This is a genomic window from Limosilactobacillus gastricus DSM 16045 (assembly GCF_001434365.1).
GTDB classification, from domain to species: Bacteria; Bacillota; Bacilli; order Lactobacillales; family Lactobacillaceae; genus Limosilactobacillus; species Limosilactobacillus gastricus.
Genome location: NZ_AZFN01000006.1, coordinates 50,589 through 68,479 on the forward strand (window position 1 = coordinate 50,589; position 17,891 = coordinate 68,479).

Genomic DNA, 17,891 nt, shown 5'->3' on the forward strand with positions numbered 1-17,891 from the left:
GACTAGCGACACTACCATTTAAATGTGTTAGAATAACAGTACTGAAATTTATCATGAAGGAGTTCATAATGACTTTTAAAGTATATTATCAACCTACAAAAACTGAAACCCCTCGTCGGGAAAACACCCAATCACTATACATTGAAGCGGATTCTGAAGCCGAAGTTCGGGCCTTAGTAGAAGAAAACACCGACTATAATGTAGAATTAATTGAAGAACTTTCTGATGCCGCTTTAGCTTACGAAAAAGAAAGTGACGATTTTAAGTTAACGACGTTTTAATTGGCTGGGGCAACCCAGCTTTTTATTTGTGACCGAAAGGAGGTCGTGACGATGTACCTATCTTTTCTCATCAATCCCACTGTAAATCACGACCAAGGTCGCACGATCTGGCAAACGATTCAACCAATCTTAGATCAAGCCCGGTGTGCCTATGAATTTGCTTTTATCAAGGACTATCAGCATGCCCAACGCCTGGCCCATAAATCCTATGAACGCCTTCACCACCATCAGAATTTGATCGTAGTCGTGATCGGCAATGACGAATTAGTAAATGCCGTCATCAATGGGTTAATACCTCCGGTTCAACAAGAAGACAAAATTCCTTTTGCCTTTATTCCGACTAATCCGAATAGTTTTTTGGCTAAACAATTAAATGTTAACCATTCACCAAATACTTTAATTAATCGAATCTTAACGACTAAGAAACCGGTCGAAATCAATCTCGGCCACTATATTAATTCAGCAGATCAAGTCCAAGGTTATTTTATCAATCGTCTATCGATTGGTTTGTCAGCAGCGGTGGATCAATTAATTGGCCCTGGCCCCATTCGGACCTGGCGATATTTACGAACAGCTCAACAAGCTAGTAAGCAAATTGCCCCTTACAATTTAATGTTGAACGTTAATCGTCACCATATTATTTTTCCAAATGCTATCAATACCCAGGTCGTTAACTTTCCCTTCACTCGAACCTATCATTTTCGGAATAAGCAATATTTACGACCACCACTTGAAATTGCCATTGCTAAAGAACATCACCAATGGCGTCTTATCTGGGGGTTGTGGCTGATGTTTCGCCATCAACAGTTATTCTTACTTGGTAGCCAACGGTATCGGGAAAAATGGTTCCACTTTAGTGCTTCGAAGCCATTAACTATTACTACTGATCATGAAGTTAAAGGTAGTCACTTAGTTAACTTAACAATCGACAGCGTTCGGTATCCATTTTGGGATATCATTAAGGATTCTTAAAGAATTGGTTACTAAAAGTAAAGAATTATTTAATTAGCAGGTAAATCACTTTTCAATAAAAAAATTGTCACGTACAATAGATATATCTTGAAAGGAGTGATTTGGATGGTTACTTTATTTTTCCACACTAATGATCCATCAAAGCGTAAAGCCGTACAATGGCTTACCCAACACGGGATCACTGTTACTCAACGTAACATCGAAAAGGAACCTTTAACCCAAGCTGAAGTGCTTGATCTACTTGCCATCTCAATGGATGGGACCGAGGATCTTATCTCGAAGCGCTCCCGTGATACGAAAGCTTTAAAGATGGATTCTGAAAATGTCACAATTAATCAACTAACTGCAGCAGTGGCGACTAACCCACACATCTTGCGGAACCCAATTATTTTTAATGAAAACAAATTGGTAACTGGATTCGATCAAGAAAAAATGGGAGTATTTATTCCTAAGCGGCAACGTCGTCTCGAATTAAATCGCTTGCTTGGTAAGTTAACCCCTGCCATGGGGCCACAACCACAAGTTGAATATGCTCGTATTAAATAAGACTATATAAAAGGGATGCTGGTGAAATTTCATCAGCATCCCTTTTTTGGCCCTAAATTTTAAATAAGTGGTGAATTGATTGATGGTTATGAATCCGAATAATTGCTTCTGCTAATAATGGCGCCACCGATAATTGCTTTAATTTATCAAATTGCTTCGTTTCAGGAACAACAATCGTATCAGTTGTAACCATCTCTTTGATAGCTGAGGCTTGAATTCGCTCTGATGCATCCCCCGATAAGACTGGATGGGTTGCAACGGCAAAGACCTCCTTCGCACCTTTTTTGGAAACTAGTTCGGCCGAATTAGTTAGCCGATTTCCCGTATCAATAATATCATCAACGATAATCGCTACCTTATCCTTAACGTCCCCGATAATCATACTAGGCATGGTTAAATCAGGATTTTCGCGGGTATCTTCAGTCCGCTTATCAACAATGGCGACACTCACATCGTCACCTAGTAATTCTGCAAACCGCCTTGCCATCGTCATCCCTGCATGATCTGGCGATACAATCACGATATCGTCACTAATCGCTTGGCCCAAAAAGTATTTGGCCAAGGTTGGGGCCGCCTGTAAATGATCAACCGGAATATCAAAGAAGCCTTGTACCTGAGCGGCATGTAAATCAACCGCAATCAAGCGATCAATCTGATCCAATTCTAATAAATTAGCCACTAACTTGGCCGTAATTGGTTCCCGAGAGCGCGCCTTCCGGTCTTGACGAGCGTATCCATAATAAGGCAAAACCACGTTAATCTTTTTAGCACTCGCTCTACGTAAAGCGTCAATCATAATTAACAATTCCATTAAATTGTCATTGACCGGATCCGAGGTTGATTGGATCACGTAAACTTCCCGGCCCCGCACACTTTCATTAATGGTTATCGAAATTTCACCATCCGCAAAATGACTAACCGTACATTCTGAGAGCGGTAATCCTAGCTCTTCCGCAATTTTTTCGGCTAAGGGACGATTCGAGTTTAAAGCAAATAATCTTACATCGGCAGCATTCTGTAGTTCACTCATAATTGGTTCCTTTCCCACACATATAACTACTAATATTATTACAAGGATCCATCGGACTTGCAAGCAAGTTTAGAAATCTTGCGGTTTTATTCCAGTCATCCCGATCATTGGATCGACCTCTTCATTCAACACCATCTGAGCGGTAAGCACTCCCGGTCTTTTAAGCTGAACTCCTTGAGCATCCTTTCTATCTTCAGAAGCTACCTGTGATGCAGTTTCCTTAGCTTCTGAATTTTTCCATACAGATACCAGTCGTTTGGTTAACGATGTCGCACGATAAACAGTTGGCGATTGGGAACATTGGACGAACGCTTCGGGATCGCCCAACATCATCAAAGCTCGGGAAGTTCTCGTCACGGCCGTATATAAGAGATTCCGATGCAAGATCGTTTCATGTTGACTGGCACTATAGAATTGATCATTGAACAAAGGAATGATAACTACTGGTGATTGACTACCTTGCGATTTATGAATCGTCATGCAATAAGCTAGTTGCAAGGCGACTACTTGATTAGGACGTTCATACTCAATCTCCTGACCATCAAAATCAACGGTCATTTTGAGGCTGAATTTTTCCTGAGAGTCACCATTTAACACCGCATTGCCTTCAATTGTTTTAATAATCCCAACATCACCATTAAAGACATTTCGTTCGGCATCGTTAATTGTTTGCATGACCTTATCACCTATCCGCAGTTCACCTTGACTACTTCGATATACTGGTTGCTGGTCAGTAACTGGATTTAATAACTCTTGTAGATACTGATTTAATGAATCGGTTCCAGAGGCGCCACCATGAAAAGGCGTCAACACTTGGATATCCATTAATTGCTGTTGATACTTACTTTGGTACAGTTGAATTATTTCACCGATTCGACGGGCAACTACCTGACTAGAACAGCGAATAAACTGACGACGTGCATAACGATTGGCTGGGGTCGGCGCAAAAAAAACTGGATCAACTTGTCCCTGATTAATTCGTTGCGCTAAAGGAATAATTGAAGAGTCATCTCCTTGGCGATAAATATGTGATAGGCGACACTGCGGTAACTGATCAAAGGCTAACAAATCATGAAAAACCTGGCCTGGACCTACTGATGGTAGTTGATCAACATCACCCACTAGGATCAATTGGCAATTATTTTCTACTGCCGATAAGAGGGTCGCAAATAGGATGGTACTCGTCATCGACATTTCGTCCACAATTAATAAATCACCACTTATCGCGGTTAAGTCATTTCCTTGAAGTAATTCTTCAGCGGAATTATCTAAGGTTAGACCGAGTAATCGATGAATCGTGCTGGCATCAATCCCGGTTACCCCATTAATTTGTTTAGCCGCCCTTCCAGTCGGCGCTACTAAGCGGACATTACTTTCGGTCTTATCTGGATACAAGCGTAAATAACTTTGTACAATCCCATTTAAAATCGTAGTTTTACCGGTTCCTGGTCCCCCCGTAATCATCATAACCCGCGATGATAAAGCTAATTTAATTGCATCAATTTGAATTTCGTCATATTGAATATCTTGTTGATCACTAACGGTTTTAACCACTTCGGTAAGTTGGTCTTCATCAACTTCTATCGGATTAGCAGTTAAATCATGCAGCTCCTGGGCAATTTGCCATTCGGCTTGATACAGACTGGCTGGATAAACATCCGTTCCGTTTTCCTGATATAAACGTTTGTCCTCTAATAATATTTGTAGTTGGGTTTGCACTTGCCCTTGATCAACCGTTAACTTGGTGAAATTCAAACGTTGCTGAGCCTGTTGTAATAATTGGGAAACTTGCACATAAGTGCCCCCCTGTTGGTTTGTGAGATCGTCCGCTAGACACAAAAGAGCGCCTTGGATCCGACGAGCATCATCACCAGCAATGCCTAATGATTCCTGGGCAATTTGATCAACCATGAGAAAGGTTAGCCCCCATTCTTGCAAATCAACCGCATATTGATAAGGATTATCATCTAAGATTTGCAAAGCGCGCGTCCCATATTGATCAAAAATTAGGTTAACGAATCGTTCCGAAAAGCCTAAACCTTTGAGCCGCTGGATAATTTGACTCGTGGAACTACCAAAACTAAGTTGTTTGAATAACTTAATCAAAATTTGTTGATCAGCCGCATCCATTGTCTTAATTTCAGCCAAATCGGTCGGTTGCTCTAATAAATGATTGACCGCTTCTTTACCAAAATGATCAAATATTTGACGCGCAGCCGTTGCAACATGATTCAAAGGTAGGTGCCGCCCCCGCAAGAATCTAGTCAAGGTCTTAGCTGTATGCGGTAAAACCGCATGACAACCGTTACTATTAAATTGGAGACCATAACATGGATTATCAACTACCCGTCCATCAAATTCGTACTGATCACCTTCGTTGACTTCACCGAGTTGCCCAGTAACTGTAATCTTATCAGTATCCCATTCAAAATTAGCATCCTCAACCGAAACCGCCACAATAAAAAAAAGCCCCCGATTAAAAATCACTCGTTCAACCGTACCAGTAAACGAGGTGGGACCTGTGGTGGTGACATTTGCTAAATGCTGAATGGGAGTGTTGTAATCTGCTTGCGCCTTTTTTGCCATTGTTTTCTCCCTAAATTCAGCTTTATTGTTCGTCTAAATTCAATTGTTGCAAGGTTGCTTTAATCTCCGCAATCCGTTGTTCGCTAGCTTTATAATAATCAGGGTCTAACTGTTGTGCTTGCTCTAAATATTCCGTATATGGTTCATTCATGGCCATCGCCACTAGCCCCCGATTAAATTGCGTATCCGCTCGACCAGGATGGCGGGTTAAGATCTGATCATAATACTTAGCCGCTTCTTTAAATTCACCAGTCTCCAGTAAAGCATCCCCCAGTACTTGTGCAATCTCTGGATCTGAAGGTCGAGCTTCATAAGCGGTGAGTCCATATACAATTGCCCGTTTGTAATCATGTTTTTTTACATATGATTGGGCCATCATTAAGTAAGCATCTGCCTTTAAATTTTCATCAGAAACCTGATCATAGTACTTGATCGCCTCATCAACCTTGTCGACCGTGTAGTAAAGGTTACCCAAGCCATATTTCAAAAAATCCACGGCACGAGAATCATCGCGTTGTTCGAAAATCCCGAGTGCCTTCATAAACAACTCTTCAGCTTGCTCAAAATCTTGCAGTCGCGTTAATAATGAACCAAGTTCATAGTAATTATTGAATTTAGTTGGTTCCTGATCAATCGCTTGAACTAGGCTATGCACAAGTTTTTCAGATTGATTAGATTGTACTTTTGGATCCATTCTTTCACCCCCGTTAAATTGTATCAGTTGGATCAATAAATTGACGCTGTAAATATGAAGTTTCATTCCATTGTTGAAGTTCAAAGGTCATCCCTTGATCCTCAGTCGTTACAATCGTCGTTGAGGTATTACTCAAGCCCCCTCGATCTTTCAAATGCGCTAAGGGCACCCCTAAGATCCCGTTAATACCAGCGTTCAAGGCCGCCCCATGGGAAACCACTAAGACATTGCCAGTAGGATTGAAATGCGCATAATCCCGAACCGCTTCTTTAAATCGTTCGATGACGTGTGGAAAGCTCTCACCATGAATAATTTGTTCATTATAGCTATCAGCATGATAATGAAAATTATCAATTACCGTCGGCCATTGCTTTTGGGCATCACGGTAATACATCCCCTCCAGATCACCCAAATTAACTTCCGCAATCCGCTTATCCAAGGTCAACGGGATCGGCATCTCTAACTGATCAATCAGTTCGGTCGCCGTTTCCTGGGCGCGTAATAAGGGACTCGTATAGGCATGTTTAAACTCTGTTCCCCTTAAATATTGAGCCAACAATTTAATATCATGGTGGCTTTCCGGCAACAATGGTGAATTCCCATTAGCACCTTGGTAACGGCCCTGTAAGTTCCATTCTGTTTTGCCATGTCGAATAAAATAAAAGGTTGTCATCTTAAATCACTTTCCACCCGTTATACTTTTTTAATAATACCAAATTATCAGAATAATAGGGAATATTTTGCTGATTAAATTACCAAACTGCTAAGGCCACCGCCAAAATTAAAGCCCCAATCCCCACGATAATTTGCATGACCCGAGTGGGGACGTAGCGAACAATCCGGGGACCCACTAATCCACCAAAGAAGTACCCGACTGCCATTGGTAAGACGTACCCCCACAAAATGGTGGTTTCAAAGGCATAAATGATCACCGATAGAATATTAGTCACCGCAATGGAAACATTTTTAATGGCATTATTGGTGGCATAAGTTTGATCACGATTAATCACGGTAAATAAGGTGAGGACCAATACACCTGCTCCAGCACCAAAATAGCCTTGATAAATCGATACTAACCAAACCCCGATATAAGCAAAAAGATTTCTCAGACGCGCATGCTTAATTTGCTTACTTTCTTCCTTTAGAGATTGCCCCTTCTTTAAGCGCCGCGGCCATAGCAAAGTTACCGCCGCAAATAACATAAAGAACGGTACCAAATGTTTAAATTGGGCTTCCGGAATCATGAATAAAAGGAAGGAACCGATTACCGCCCCGACGATTGTAATTGGTAAGATGCGTAAGATTTGTTTAGCCGAATGTTTCAATTCGGGAATTGATGCCAACAAGGCACTCCCTGAACTAGTAATGGTACCAAAGGTATTAGTAACATTAGCCATAATTGGGTTAAGACCGAACATTAATAAAGCTGGATATGAAATTAGAGAGGCTAACCCTGCTGCTGAACTAACCAGGCCAGCTAAAAATCCCACAACAGCCAGAGCAGCCCAAAATAAAAGCGTCCCCATTCCTAATTCCCCCGATTTGAAAGTTAAAAAAAGAGGCTAAGCGCCTCAATTGTTAAGATTAACTTGTATTATATGCTAATAATTAAACATATTGCAATAGCTTTTGTTCGTGATATGCTCGATCGATAATCGCGCTACCCAGACATTCTTGACCATCGTAAAACACAACCGCTTGGCCAGGGGTGATTGAACGTGCTGGTTCATCAAATTCGACGGTAACCTGACTTTGATCATCACTTAATTTAACGGTCACACCGACATCCTTTTGCCGATACCGAAATTTAGCCGTGCAATGGAAAGTGGTTCCATAAGTAGCTGGCACATCATCCACCCAGTGAATATCACTAGCTTCCAGATGTGTGGCGATTAGATTTTCGTTATCATAGCCTTGTCCCACATATAAAATGTTCTGAGCTTGATCCTTTCCAACCACAAACCAAGGATCGTTATTCTCCTTAGTTCCACCGAGACCTAATCCTTTGCGTTGACCAATCGTGTAGTACATTAATCCAGCATGTTGACCGACGACTTTACCATCCGTCGTTTGCATTTCTCCTGGTTGGGCCGGTAAATACTGACTTAAGAAATTCCGAAAATTCCCATCCTCGCCAATAAAACAAATTCCCACGGAATCCTTCTTCTTGGCATTCACTAAACCAGCCTCTTCGGCAATTTGTCGGATTTCTGGTTTAGTGTAGTTAGCTAAGGGGAACATCACGCGGTCCAATTGAGCATGGTCCAGTTGACTTAAAAAATAAGTCTGATCCTTATTCTGATCCTTCGCCCGCATCAAATGCATCTTCCAGTCAGCATCCCGCTTTAGATCCGCATAATGCCCCGTTGCAATGTAATCGGCCCCTAATTGGTTAGCATATTCGATAAAGGCTTTAAATTTAATCTCCTTATTGCAGACAACATCAGGGTTGGGGGTCCGGCCTTTTTTATATTCAGCTAAGAAATACTTAAAGACCCGATCCCAGTATTCCTTTTCAAAGTTTACGGAATAGTATGGAATTCCAATTTGGGTTGCTACTTTTTCCACATCTTTGAAGTCTTCTGTCGCCGTACAAACCCCATTTTCGTCGGTGTCGTCCCAATTTTTCATAAACACCCCGACCACGTCATAGCCTTGACGTTTAAGTAGCAAAGCCGTTACGGATGAGTCGACACCACCACTCATCCCGACCACTACGCGCGTTTGACTGTTATCAGTCATGCTTATTCACCATCATTTCTGTGTAGATTCTGAACCGTCTACGATTGAAGGTCGCATGTCCAGTGTTTCCATTGTAACAAAGGCCCATCGACCTTGCATTAAAAACGATTTAGCCCCGTTTGAAAATCTCACGTTCAACCATCTCATCCATAATGAAATGGAGTTGCGTTTTAAATTCATCTGCACGTGGCATTTGATAGATATTAATCTTTTGCAAACCGTTCGCATTCACCGTCTCCATTTTGAATCCGGTTAAGTCTTGATTGATGACAATCCGTAACTTAGCTACCGGTTTAAAGGGATTCTGACGATCTAAACTTCCTTCGTATTTATAATTACCTTGCCGCGTCTTTTCAAACCCTAAATCAATTAATGGATATTGCTTGATGTGCTCGCTAATTTGATACGTCGTAGAATCGCCAGTAATTTGCTGACTAGCCTGAAATTGCATCTTTTACCCCTCTGCTAAATTCGCAAATAATTGTAACAACATCTTCGCGGAACGCTGACCCACTTCAATAATAAATTCATCAAAGCTAACTCCCGCATCTTCGTCGCCATTATCTGACATTGCGCGGACGACTGCATAAGGAACTTGGTGATCATTGGCAACTTGGCCCACTGCTGCCCCTTCCATTTCAGAAGATAAAACATCCGGGAATTTTTGCTTAATCACTGCAATTTGGGCTTGGCTCGCGATAAATTGATCACCAGAAACAATTAGTCCCGTTCGTACCGTTAAGCCAGTCTCCGCACCAGCCTTTACTAAAGCCGCTACTAATGACTGATCAGCGGTGAACCGAGCGGGTTGCCCTGGTAATTGACCATTCTCGTAACCAAATGCGGTGACATCCACATCATGATAGGCTGTCGCTGTTGAAACGACCACATCTCCTACCGCTAAACCTTCACCAATTCCACCAGCTGATCCCGAATTGATCACCACATCAGCTTTTAAATCCGTAATCAAATGTTCGGCTGTAATCGCCGCTTCTACCTTGCCGATTCCCGATTCCACTAACACAACCTCTTGACCACTAATTTGACCACTCAAATAGTCTTTATCGCCAATCGTTGTGGTCACAGGATATTCTAATTGAGCCGTTAATTCCTTAATTTCTTCTGGCATCGCACAAATTATTCCATATATCATATTACTCTCCTTTTAACCCACTAAAAATAAGATCGCATAAACAATGATAATTAAGACGATCAAAATCCCAATCACCACATTTAACTTCCATTTCATCGCCGCGGTCTTTTCAGCTTCGAGGGCCTGTTTTGATTGTTGCTGACTTTGACCCCGCGTCATGGTCGCTTCTTCAGCCGGTTGATCAATGGGTCTTTCAGTCTGTTTTTTTTGCTGGGTCACTTTTTTCAGACGATTTAACAATTTATTATCTTGCTTGGAATGTTGCTCACGACGACTAGGTGTTGCCTCCGTTGTTGGGCTTTCTTGAGGCACTTCATGAGCTTGACGATAAGCCCGTCGACTCATCTCCTCAGAATTATGATCATTCATTAGCTTCACCTACCATCGATTGCCAAAAGTAAATGGCCATAATTGTTTTTAAATCATTAATCTTTCCTTGACGAATTTGAGCCAAGGCTTCCGGTAAAGATAAATAAATTAACTCAATTTGTTCATCCGCGTCTTGTGGTAAAGCCTCATCGACGGCAGTTAATCCGGTCGCTAAATAAAAACTTAATTTCTCATCAGTAAAGCCAGGAGAAGAAAAAGCTTCATTAATTTTTACTAATTTTTCGGCTTGATAACGGGTTTCTTCATTTAGTTCTCGCTTAGCAGCTGAAAAATCATCACCATGATCCCGTTCATCCAGCTTTCCTGCCGGGATTTCAATCGTCACTTGGTTAACTGGGTTTCGCCACTGGCGCTCCAAAATCATTTTATGATCATTCGTAATCGCCAAGATGGCAATTGCTGGCGCATGCCGAACCACATCCCGGGTCGCTTGATGACCATTCGGGGTTTCAACGGTCTGTAATTCCACTTCAATGACATTGCCTTGATAAACAGATTTCACATCCGTCACACGTTCTTTAAAGCTCATTTAAATCACTTCCTAATTGATGACTTTAAGATGGGCTGCTTGTGGACCGTACTTACCTTCCACAATTACAAACCCCATTAATTGCCCAACCGTTAACGATTGATTGCGCAAATTTTCAATACTTCGCTTGCGAAAAAAGATTTCGCCATCTTGCGGAGTTTGGATCATTCCATTCCCTTTTTGATGATTATATTTCGTAATTTTTCCCGTAATCATGGTTAACCTCAAAAAAAAATACCAAGTAATGTAAACATTACTTGGTATTTTACACTAATGTGATTTGATTGTCATGATTGCCATCGAGGCTTACTTACTTTCAAAGCCTTCGGTTACCGCTTCAGGATAGTTTTCCCGCACTAGTTGAGCACAACGCGCACAAAGTTGTGGGAAGTCCGGATCGGAACCAACATCTTCTTTGACCATCCGACACCGTTCACAAGTTTGCCCTTGAGCCACTGAAACCTTAACTGCAGCTTTGTCATTGAATACTTCCGCATCAGCTGGCGTTTCATCAACAGAGTGCACCCGAAGGTTAGAAACCCCGAACATCAAAGCAGCATCTGCATTAAGATTATCCAAAGTCGTTTGTTGACTTGGCGTTACATATAAGTCAGCTTCTGCTTCAAGCGAACGCCCAATTAATTTGGCATCACGCGCTTCTTCTAGCACCTTTAAAACATGCGAACGTAATTCCATAAAGGCATCCCAAGTTGCCAATAATTCATCTTCATGGTCAAAGGAAACTGCCTCGGGAATTTCCGTTAATTGAACATATTCTTCTGGTTCAGGTAAGTATTCCCAAACTTCTTCCGTGGTGTGTGGGAGGAATGGTGTTAACAATTTAGTCATGCCAACTAAGGTATCATAAAAGACCGTTTGCATGGACCGCCGAGTTTGTGAATCTTCGCCATCGATGTATAAGACATCTTTAGCCACATTCATATAGAAAGCGGAAAGATCATTGTTGACGAAATTAATCAATAGCTTGTATGAATCTAAGAAATCATATTGATCCATATGTTCCCGCATTTGCTTTAAGAATCGGTTAAATTTAACCGCCATATATTGATCAACGCTTGATAAATCAGCATAATCAACCCGGTTGGTCTTAGGATCAAAATCACTGGTATTAGCTAACAAGAAACGGAAGGTATTCCGTAACTTCCGGTAGGCCTCTGACATTTGTTGCAAGGTTCCCATGGAAACCCGGACGTCAGCAGAAGTATCGGCACTCATTACCCAAAGACGGATAATTTCAGCACCCATTTTTTCAACAACTTCGTTTGGATCAATAACATTCCCAACGGACTTACTCATCTTTTTACCTTCACCATCTAGGGTGAACCCTTGTGAAAGTACAGACTTGTATGGGGCATGGCCAGAAACCACCACGCTGGTAATTAAACTCGAGTTAAACCAACCCCGGTATTGGTCTGAACCTTCCAAGTACATATCACTTGGATAAGTCAAGTAATCCCGTTCCGCTAAGACCCCTTGGTGAGAAGACCCTGAATCAAACCAAACATCCATAATGTCAGTTTCTTTCGTGAATTTACCATTTGGTGAATGTTCACTAGTGAAACCTTCTGGTAAAAGATCCTTGGCATCGCGATCAAACCAAACATTCGAACCATATTGACGGAAAAGATCAGAAACATGATCAATTGTTTCCTTAGTCATAATTGGCGTGCCATCTTCGGCATAGAAAATTGGTAATGGAACCCCCCAAACCCGTTGCCGAGAGATTACCCAGTCACCACGATCCCGGAGCATATTGCGCAGTCGAGTCTTCCCCCATGCAGGGTAGTAAGTCACTTCGTCAACGGCCTTTAAGATATCATCCCGCATCTTATCAATTGACACGAACCATTGATCAGTTGCCCGGAAGATAATTGGCTTCTTGGTCCGCCAGTCAAATGGGTAACTGTGCGTGACATCTTCTTGTAGAACAAGGAGGTCAGCGTCTTCCAATTTCTTAAGGGCAATTGCTTCTGAATCTTGGTAGAAGGCCCCAGCAAAATCCGGACCTGCTTCTTCAGTTTGATACCCTTGGTCATTTACTGGAGCAAAGACTGGTAAACCGTACTTGATCCCAACTTGGTAGTCATCGTCCCCATAACCTGGAGCGGTGTGGACAAGTCCCGTCCCATCACTAGTAGTAACGAAATCACCTAACATAACCAGGACTTCACGGTCCTTATAAAATGGATCGACACTGGAGAAGGCGTGTTCAGCGGTCATGTATTCAAACTCGGCCCCTTTATAGGTCTTCAGCGTTTGAACATTATGCCAACCAAATTTTTCAGATAGTTTTTCAACTAAATCACTGGCAACCACATATTTTTTTGGATCATCATCATGGGTAAATAGTGAATAATCAAAATCTGCTCCAACCACAATTCCTTCAGAAGCTGGGATCGTCCATGGGGTCGTCGTCCAAACTAAGAAGTAGGTGTCATTATCAAGGACGCCTTTGCCATCTTTGACTCGTTCACCATAAAAGGCGGTTTGCGAAGTAATATCCTTATAATCAACTTCGGCTTCTGCTAAGGCTGATTCTGAGGACCATGACCAGTAAACTGGTTTCTTCCCTCGATATAGTAAGCCTTTTTCAGCAAAGGCGCCAAAAACCTTAATTTGGGCCGCTTCGTATTCATGAGCATAAGTCACATATGGATTATCCCATTCACCAGAAACGCCAAGGCGCTTAAAGCCTTTTCGTTGAATGTCAATTTGCTTCTTAGCATATTCCAAACAAAGATCGCGGAAATCAGTCGTACTCATCTTCTTCCGGTCATAACCTTCTTTGGTCAACTGTTGTTCAATTGGTAACCCATGGGTATCCCAACCAGGAACATAAGGAGCTCGATAACCGGTCATTGACTTGTAGCGAACAATAAAGTCCTTACTAATTTTATTCATGGCATGACCAATGTGAATTGGACCATTAGCATATGGAGGACCATCATGAAGGACAAAGGTTGGTTTCCCTTCGTTTAACTTCTGTCGTTGTTCATATACTTTATTCTCTTCCCATAATTTTTCACGTTGACCTTCCCGCTCTGGAAGATGACCACGCATGGGAAATTTAGTCTTACCTAAATTTAAGGTATCCTTAACTTTCATCATGTGCCTCCTAATATTTTGCTAATTCTTTTTAAAATAAAAAGCACACCTCATCCCGATCAAGGGACGAAATGTGCTCGCGGTACCACCCAAATTCCGACTCAATTGCTTGAATCGCTCTCCATTTATTAACGGTGATGAACCGGTTAAACTTACTAGCTTCGGTTTAACGTTCGGAACTGATTTGCTAATTCATGTTTTTTACTAGTATCACACCAATCACTAGCTCTCTGAAAAAAAGCATTCGAACAGCAGGGTTCCTCATTACTTTAAAAAGATAATTCAAACTAGTTAGTTATCTTCTGGAAAGACGACTACGGTTTTTCCGTCATCTGTTTCACTTTCCGAATCTGGAATTTCACTTAGAGGTTCCAGCGATTCACTAGTAGTTTGAGTTGTTGGTGTAGATTCTACACTTTCTGATGAATCGCTGTCAAGCCGACTTCCTAAAATCTTTTCTAAATCGTCCAATTTACTGTAGTCATCGTCAGCGAGCAATTGATCCCAATCTTCACCATGCAGTACTTCTAATTGTGATTCTAACATTACTTGTAATCGTTGCCGGAAAATCCGCGTTGATTTCTTTAGATCGCTAGTAGCAACAGTTAACTTTCGCGTTGAATTAGCACATTCATCAATCACCGCATTCGCTTTTTCATTCGCCGCAGTCACTATATCTGTTGCTTGTTTCTGCGCCTCTCGAACTGTTATTTCAGCTTCACGCTCAGCATTATTTTTAACTTTTTCCGCGGCTTCTTGGGCAACTAAAATTGATTTGTTCAATGAATCTTTTAAATCCGACAAATAGCGCAATTTTTCTTCACTCGCCTTGGCCTTTTCAGCTAATTCATGGTTTTGCGCTTCTAACTCGCGTAATTGCCCCGCAACTTGTCCTAAAAACTCTTTCACTTGATCCGGGTTGAATCCCCGCATTTTGTTATCAAAAGTTTTATTCGTAATTTCATCTACAGTTAAACCCATACTATCCTCCAATTGCTAGGCATGAATTATCCCTAACGATATCCTAATTTTCTGTTTCTTATTATATCCATTTACGGCTTGTAATTGTACCCGACCAGCATGTCGAACTGATAATTGATCAAAAATTGCTACCGTGAAATCTGGCCGATTAACCTCTTGCCAATTTACCCGAACTAAACCATGTTCAATCACCAATTTAGCTCGATTCCGTGAATAATTAAAGGCTGTTGCCACAATGGCATCCAAGCGCAATGATGCCACAGTAGTCGAGAGTTCTTCCCAATCTGATTGGGGTTGGATTACTGCCGACATTGCTTGCGGTAAGAAGTTGATATGAATCTTTCCCACCTGGGTGACCTGGTCTTGGATGTACGTGACCATTTTGGTATCGACTATTACTTGCCAATCTTGATCATGGACTAAAATGTCACCAAAAACATTACGATCAATGCCACTTGAGAGCAAACTCCCCATTATCTGTCGATGATATAACTCCGCAAACTTACGTGGGTAATCAATTGTTAATAGCTGTAATTCAAAATCCGAATCCTGTGGTTGATAATAATCCGGAAAAATTAAAGCCCGTTGCATTTCAGCATTGGCGAAGCCACCATTAAAAGCAACTTTAATTTGATCATCTTGGTTAACCATGGTCGTTAAAATGTAACGTTGCCGAGGATTTAAAAACCAGGTTAAAATTGGTCGATACTGATCTCGAACTGTTTCAAGCCAATCTTGTATTTGATCAATCAAAGGACCTTCATCAGGACGAAAATGCTGCTTTACATTAAGATTATCCAAGCTTTAGACTCCCAAAAAGTATCCTAATCCTTGAATGCCATATTGAACCACATATAAAACAATGATGGCAATAATAGGGGCAAAAGAAACCCCACCCAATGCGGGAACAAACCGATCAAAGAAGCTCAGGTATGGACTAACTAATTTGGTAATAAATTGGCCCAAGGAAGACTGAATTGCTCCAGGAAACCAAGTTAACAAACACCAAACCACAATGAGTAAAATGTATAACCGAATCAGTTCAGATAATCCCCATAAAATAAAGCCCATGCACTCAACTCCTTCTTACATTTCGGATTGTCCCATATTTTTAAGGGTAGCCGCTAACTTGCCTGCAACCTCAAAATTCCGTGGGGTACATAAAAAGATTTGTTCACCAATGCGTTTAATTTCTCCGTCAATGGCAAAAATCGCGCCATTTAAGAAATCGACCACTTTAACCGCCGTATTAGCGTCCATTTGGGAAAAATTAACAATAACGGCCTTCCCATCTAATAATTGAGTAGCAATTTCCCGGGCATCGCCATATAAGCGTGGTTCAACTAAGTCAATTTGACTATTCGGCGTTGAAGTATTGGAACGGTTACTACTATCAAATGGGACTACCTTACTGTTTCGAACATTTGTCGTGGCGTTGGTTGATGTAGTTTGGTCATAATATTCTTCTTGTTCGTTATATTCATCGTCCATGCCGAACAAGTTACTAAAAAAATTAGCCATAATATACTCCTCTTTATTTAAAAAATGGGAAAGTCAACGTCCTTGCTGCTTCCCCATCACTCTTTATATTACTTCCGACGGTTCTTGAAAAAGGCCGGCCGTGAAAGGTCTTCGCCATTATCATTATTGTTCGAAAGATTGTCGTTTTGTACGCTAAAGTTTGGCTTTTGAGCACCACGAAGGTTACCACTCCGTAAGTCATCAGAAACATCATTACCTGGATCATTCCAGCCGCTAAAAGGATCGTTTGACACTTCAGGTTGTGGGCTAGGTTGAGCTGGAGCAGGTGTAGGTTGACTCACCCGTTGTGGTTGCGCAGGTTGACTGGGCGTTTCGAACCGAGTTGGTTGGCTACTAGTATTCTTGCTAGTTCCATTACCATTAATACCAGTTGCAATCACCGTTACCCGCACTTCATCGTTTAAGGTATCATCCAAGGCCATCCCAAAGGTAATATCAACGTTAGAGTTAGCGGCTTGACGAATAACGCTTGAAGCTTCTTGGGCTTCAAACATCGAAAGGTCTTTCCCACCAGTAACGTTAACTAGGACATGTTCAGCTCCATCGATAGAAACTTCCAACAATGGGGATGAGATTGCCTTCTTCGTTGCTTCTGCAGCCCGATTATCACCATTTGATGAACCAATTCCCATCAAAGCTGACCCTTGATTGGTCATGGTATGACGAATGTCAGCAAAGTCCAAGTTAATGTATCCAGGGTTGATAATCAAATCAGAGATCCCTTCAACCCCTTGCCGAACCACGTCATCAGCCTTCTTGAAAGCTTCCATCATTGGAGTCTTCTTGTCGATAATCTCTAATAACCGATCGTTAGCAATCGTAACTAAAGTATCGACATTCTTCTTCATTTGTTCCAATCCCTCGTTAGCAAGGTCAGTCCGATGCTTTCCTTCAAATGAGAATGGCTTCGTTACCACCCCAACAGTTAAAGCACCAGAATCCTTAGCTAACTTGGCAATTACAGGAGCAGCACCAGTCCCGGTACCACCACCCATTCCGGCAGTAACAAAGACCATGTCGGCACCTTCTAGAGCCTTGGCAACTTCTTGTTCACTTTCTTGAGCTGCTTTCATCCCTACATCAGGATTTGAGCCCGCACCAAGGCCACGCGTTAACTTAGGTCCTAGGTGAATTTTAACTGGAGCTTGGCTACCTTCAAGGGCTTGTAAATCAGTATTAGCAACGATGAATTCAACCCCTTGAACTCCTTCGTTGATCATTTGGTTAACGGCGTTTCCACCACCACCGCCGACCCCGATAACTTTAATCCGGGCGCCACGGTTATCAAAAGTATTTGCAGTTTTATCCATTTATTTTCC

At 41.7% G+C, this 17,891-nt stretch carries 20 protein-coding genes and 1 other annotated feature; of the genes, 3 read left to right on the forward strand and 17 right to left on the reverse strand.

All coding sequences use genetic code 11. The features are described 5' to 3' along the window. Positions 1 to 68 precede the first annotated feature (68 nt). The 3 genes from FC60_RS02870 to FC60_RS02880 all read left to right on the forward strand — a co-directional run bounded on the left by FC60_RS02870 (position 69) and on the right by FC60_RS02880 (position 1,799). Positions 69 to 281, forward strand: coding sequence for a DNA-directed RNA polymerase subunit epsilon (locus FC60_RS02870; protein WP_056936995.1), 213 nt, complete (start codon positions 69 to 71; stop codon positions 279 to 281). A gap of 51 nt (positions 282 to 332) precedes the next feature. Then, entirely contained in the window at positions 333 to 1,253 is a 921-nt protein-coding gene (locus tag FC60_RS02875; RefSeq protein ID WP_056936996.1) for a diacylglycerol/lipid kinase family protein, read from the forward strand. A 105-nt stretch (positions 1,254 to 1,358) separates the two neighbouring features. Next, the gene (locus FC60_RS02880) at positions 1,359 to 1,799 is read left to right on the forward strand and encodes a transcriptional regulator Spx (RefSeq protein ID WP_007122791.1); all 441 of its coding nucleotides are present in this window, start codon (positions 1,359 to 1,361) and stop codon (positions 1,797 to 1,799) included. A gap of 52 nt (positions 1,800 to 1,851) precedes the next feature. On the opposite strand, the gene FC60_RS02885 is transcribed toward FC60_RS02880, so the two are convergent. From FC60_RS02885 to ftsZ, 17 genes are all read right to left on the reverse strand, one after another. Then, a complete protein-coding gene (locus FC60_RS02885) occupies positions 1,852 to 2,829 on the reverse strand; it encodes a ribose-phosphate diphosphokinase (RefSeq protein WP_056936997.1) in 978 nt (325 codons plus the stop codon). Positions 2,830 to 2,898: 69 nt separating this feature from the next. Continuing rightward, positions 2,899 to 5,415, reverse strand: a complete 2,517-nt coding sequence (gene recD2 / locus FC60_RS02890) for an SF1B family DNA helicase RecD2 (protein ID WP_056936998.1) — start codon at positions 5,413 to 5,415, stop codon at positions 2,899 to 2,901. 22 nt (positions 5,416 to 5,437) lie between these two features. Then, complete coding sequence (locus FC60_RS02895; RefSeq protein ID WP_056936999.1) at positions 5,438 to 6,109, reverse strand: tetratricopeptide repeat protein; 672 nt, start codon at positions 6,107 to 6,109, stop codon at positions 5,438 to 5,440. A gap of 13 nt (positions 6,110 to 6,122) precedes the next feature. Continuing rightward, on the reverse strand, positions 6,123 to 6,782 hold the full coding sequence (locus FC60_RS02900; RefSeq protein ID WP_056937000.1) for a histidine phosphatase family protein: 660 nt from the start codon (positions 6,780 to 6,782) through the stop codon (positions 6,123 to 6,125). 79 nt (positions 6,783 to 6,861) lie between these two features. After that, positions 6,862 to 7,635, reverse strand: a complete 774-nt coding sequence (locus FC60_RS02905) for a sulfite exporter TauE/SafE family protein (protein WP_056937001.1) — start codon at positions 7,633 to 7,635, stop codon at positions 6,862 to 6,864. 82 nt (positions 7,636 to 7,717) lie between these two features. Further along, positions 7,718 to 8,851 carry a tRNA 2-thiouridine(34) synthase MnmA gene (mnmA, locus tag FC60_RS02910; RefSeq protein WP_056937002.1) on the reverse strand — a complete coding sequence of 378 codons (1,134 nt, stop codon included), beginning with the start codon at positions 8,849 to 8,851 and terminating at the stop codon, positions 7,718 to 7,720. Positions 8,852 to 8,960: 109 nt separating this feature from the next. Continuing rightward, entirely contained in the window at positions 8,961 to 9,302 is a 342-nt protein-coding gene (locus tag FC60_RS02915) for a cysteine desulfurase (protein WP_056937003.1), read from the reverse strand. A 3-nt stretch (positions 9,303 to 9,305) separates the two neighbouring features. Next, complete coding sequence (locus FC60_RS02920; RefSeq protein WP_056937004.1) at positions 9,306 to 10,004, reverse strand: 5'-methylthioadenosine/adenosylhomocysteine nucleosidase; 699 nt, start codon at positions 10,002 to 10,004, stop codon at positions 9,306 to 9,308. A gap of 12 nt (positions 10,005 to 10,016) precedes the next feature. Continuing rightward, on the reverse strand, positions 10,017 to 10,373 hold the full coding sequence (locus tag FC60_RS02925) for a hypothetical protein (protein ID WP_056937005.1): 357 nt from the start codon (positions 10,371 to 10,373) through the stop codon (positions 10,017 to 10,019). Next, on the reverse strand, positions 10,366 to 10,923 hold the full coding sequence (locus FC60_RS02930) for an NUDIX hydrolase (protein ID WP_056937006.1): 558 nt from the start codon (positions 10,921 to 10,923) through the stop codon (positions 10,366 to 10,368). Before FC60_RS02930 ends, FC60_RS02925 begins: the two co-directional genes overlap by 8 nt. Positions 10,924 to 10,935: 12 nt before the next feature. Continuing rightward, entirely contained in the window at positions 10,936 to 11,139 is a 204-nt protein-coding gene (locus tag FC60_RS02935; protein ID WP_056937007.1) for a cold-shock protein, read from the reverse strand. A gap of 90 nt (positions 11,140 to 11,229) precedes the next feature. Then, on the reverse strand, positions 11,230 to 14,049 hold the full coding sequence (gene ileS, locus FC60_RS02940) for an isoleucine--tRNA ligase (RefSeq protein ID WP_056937008.1): 2,820 nt from the start codon (positions 14,047 to 14,049) through the stop codon (positions 11,230 to 11,232). 59 nt (positions 14,050 to 14,108) lie between these two features. Next, positions 14,109 to 14,323: a binding site (T-box leader), on the reverse strand. A 17-nt stretch (positions 14,324 to 14,340) separates the two neighbouring features. Beyond that, positions 14,341 to 15,030, reverse strand: a complete 690-nt coding sequence (locus tag FC60_RS02945; protein WP_056937009.1) for a DivIVA domain-containing protein — start codon at positions 15,028 to 15,030, stop codon at positions 14,341 to 14,343. A gap of 15 nt (positions 15,031 to 15,045) precedes the next feature. Beyond that, positions 15,046 to 15,831 carry a YlmH family RNA-binding protein gene (locus FC60_RS02950; protein WP_056937010.1) on the reverse strand — a complete coding sequence of 262 codons (786 nt, stop codon included), beginning with the start codon at positions 15,829 to 15,831 and terminating at the stop codon, positions 15,046 to 15,048. Positions 15,832 to 15,834: 3 nt separating this feature from the next. Continuing rightward, positions 15,835 to 16,101, reverse strand: coding sequence for a YggT family protein (locus FC60_RS02955; protein ID WP_056937011.1), 267 nt, complete (start codon positions 16,099 to 16,101; stop codon positions 15,835 to 15,837). A gap of 15 nt (positions 16,102 to 16,116) precedes the next feature. Next, positions 16,117 to 16,554: a cell division protein SepF gene (locus tag FC60_RS02960; protein ID WP_056937012.1), complete on the reverse strand. Its 438-nt coding sequence runs from the start codon at positions 16,552 to 16,554 to the stop codon at positions 16,117 to 16,119. Positions 16,555 to 16,619: 65 nt separating this feature from the next. Continuing rightward, the gene (ftsZ, locus tag FC60_RS02965; protein ID WP_056937013.1) at positions 16,620 to 17,882 is read right to left on the reverse strand and encodes a cell division protein FtsZ; all 1,263 of its coding nucleotides are present in this window, start codon (positions 17,880 to 17,882) and stop codon (positions 16,620 to 16,622) included. Positions 17,883 to 17,891: the final 9 nt, after the last annotated feature.

What these genes read in the sequence shown, in the direction of transcription:
- FC60_RS02870 (WP_056936995.1), top strand. Translation starts at nt 69, where the DNA reads ATGACTTTTAAAGTATATTATCAACCTACAAAAACTGAAACCCCTCGT.
- FC60_RS02875 (WP_056936996.1), top strand. Translation starts at nt 333, where the DNA reads ATGTACCTATCTTTTCTCATCAATCCCACTGTAAATCACGACCAAGGT.
- FC60_RS02880 (WP_007122791.1), top strand. Translation starts at nt 1,359, where the DNA reads ATGGTTACTTTATTTTTCCACACTAATGATCCATCAAAGCGTAAAGCC.
- FC60_RS02885 (WP_056936997.1), bottom strand. Translation starts at nt 2,829, where the DNA reads ATGAGTGAACTACAGAATGCTGCCGATGTAAGATTATTTGCTTTAAAC.
- recD2 (WP_056936998.1), bottom strand. Translation starts at nt 5,415, where the DNA reads ATGGCAAAAAAGGCGCAAGCAGATTACAACACTCCCATTCAGCATTTA.
- FC60_RS02895 (WP_056936999.1), bottom strand. Translation starts at nt 6,109, where the DNA reads ATGGATCCAAAAGTACAATCTAATCAATCTGAAAAACTTGTGCATAGC.
- FC60_RS02900 (WP_056937000.1), bottom strand. Translation starts at nt 6,782, where the DNA reads ATGACAACCTTTTATTTTATTCGACATGGCAAAACAGAATGGAACTTA.
- FC60_RS02905 (WP_056937001.1), bottom strand. Translation starts at nt 7,635, where the DNA reads ATGGGGACGCTTTTATTTTGGGCTGCTCTGGCTGTTGTGGGATTTTTA.
- mnmA (WP_056937002.1), bottom strand. Translation starts at nt 8,851, where the DNA reads ATGACTGATAACAGTCAAACGCGCGTAGTGGTCGGGATGAGTGGTGGT.
- FC60_RS02915 (WP_056937003.1), bottom strand. Translation starts at nt 9,302, where the DNA reads ATGCAATTTCAGGCTAGTCAGCAAATTACTGGCGATTCTACGACGTAT.
- FC60_RS02920 (WP_056937004.1), bottom strand. Translation starts at nt 10,004, where the DNA reads ATGATATATGGAATAATTTGTGCGATGCCAGAAGAAATTAAGGAATTA.
- FC60_RS02925 (WP_056937005.1), bottom strand. Translation starts at nt 10,373, where the DNA reads ATGAATGATCATAATTCTGAGGAGATGAGTCGACGGGCTTATCGTCAA.
- FC60_RS02930 (WP_056937006.1), bottom strand. Translation starts at nt 10,923, where the DNA reads ATGAGCTTTAAAGAACGTGTGACGGATGTGAAATCTGTTTATCAAGGC.
- FC60_RS02935 (WP_056937007.1), bottom strand. Translation starts at nt 11,139, where the DNA reads ATGATTACGGGAAAAATTACGAAATATAATCATCAAAAAGGGAATGGA.
- ileS (WP_056937008.1), bottom strand. Translation starts at nt 14,049, where the DNA reads ATGAAAGTTAAGGATACCTTAAATTTAGGTAAGACTAAATTTCCCATG.
- FC60_RS02945 (WP_056937009.1), bottom strand. Translation starts at nt 15,030, where the DNA reads ATGGGTTTAACTGTAGATGAAATTACGAATAAAACTTTTGATAACAAA.
- FC60_RS02955 (WP_056937011.1), bottom strand. Translation starts at nt 16,101, where the DNA reads ATGGGCTTTATTTTATGGGGATTATCTGAACTGATTCGGTTATACATT.
- ftsZ (WP_056937013.1), bottom strand. Translation starts at nt 17,882, where the DNA reads ATGGATAAAACTGCAAATACTTTTGATAACCGTGGCGCCCGGATTAAA.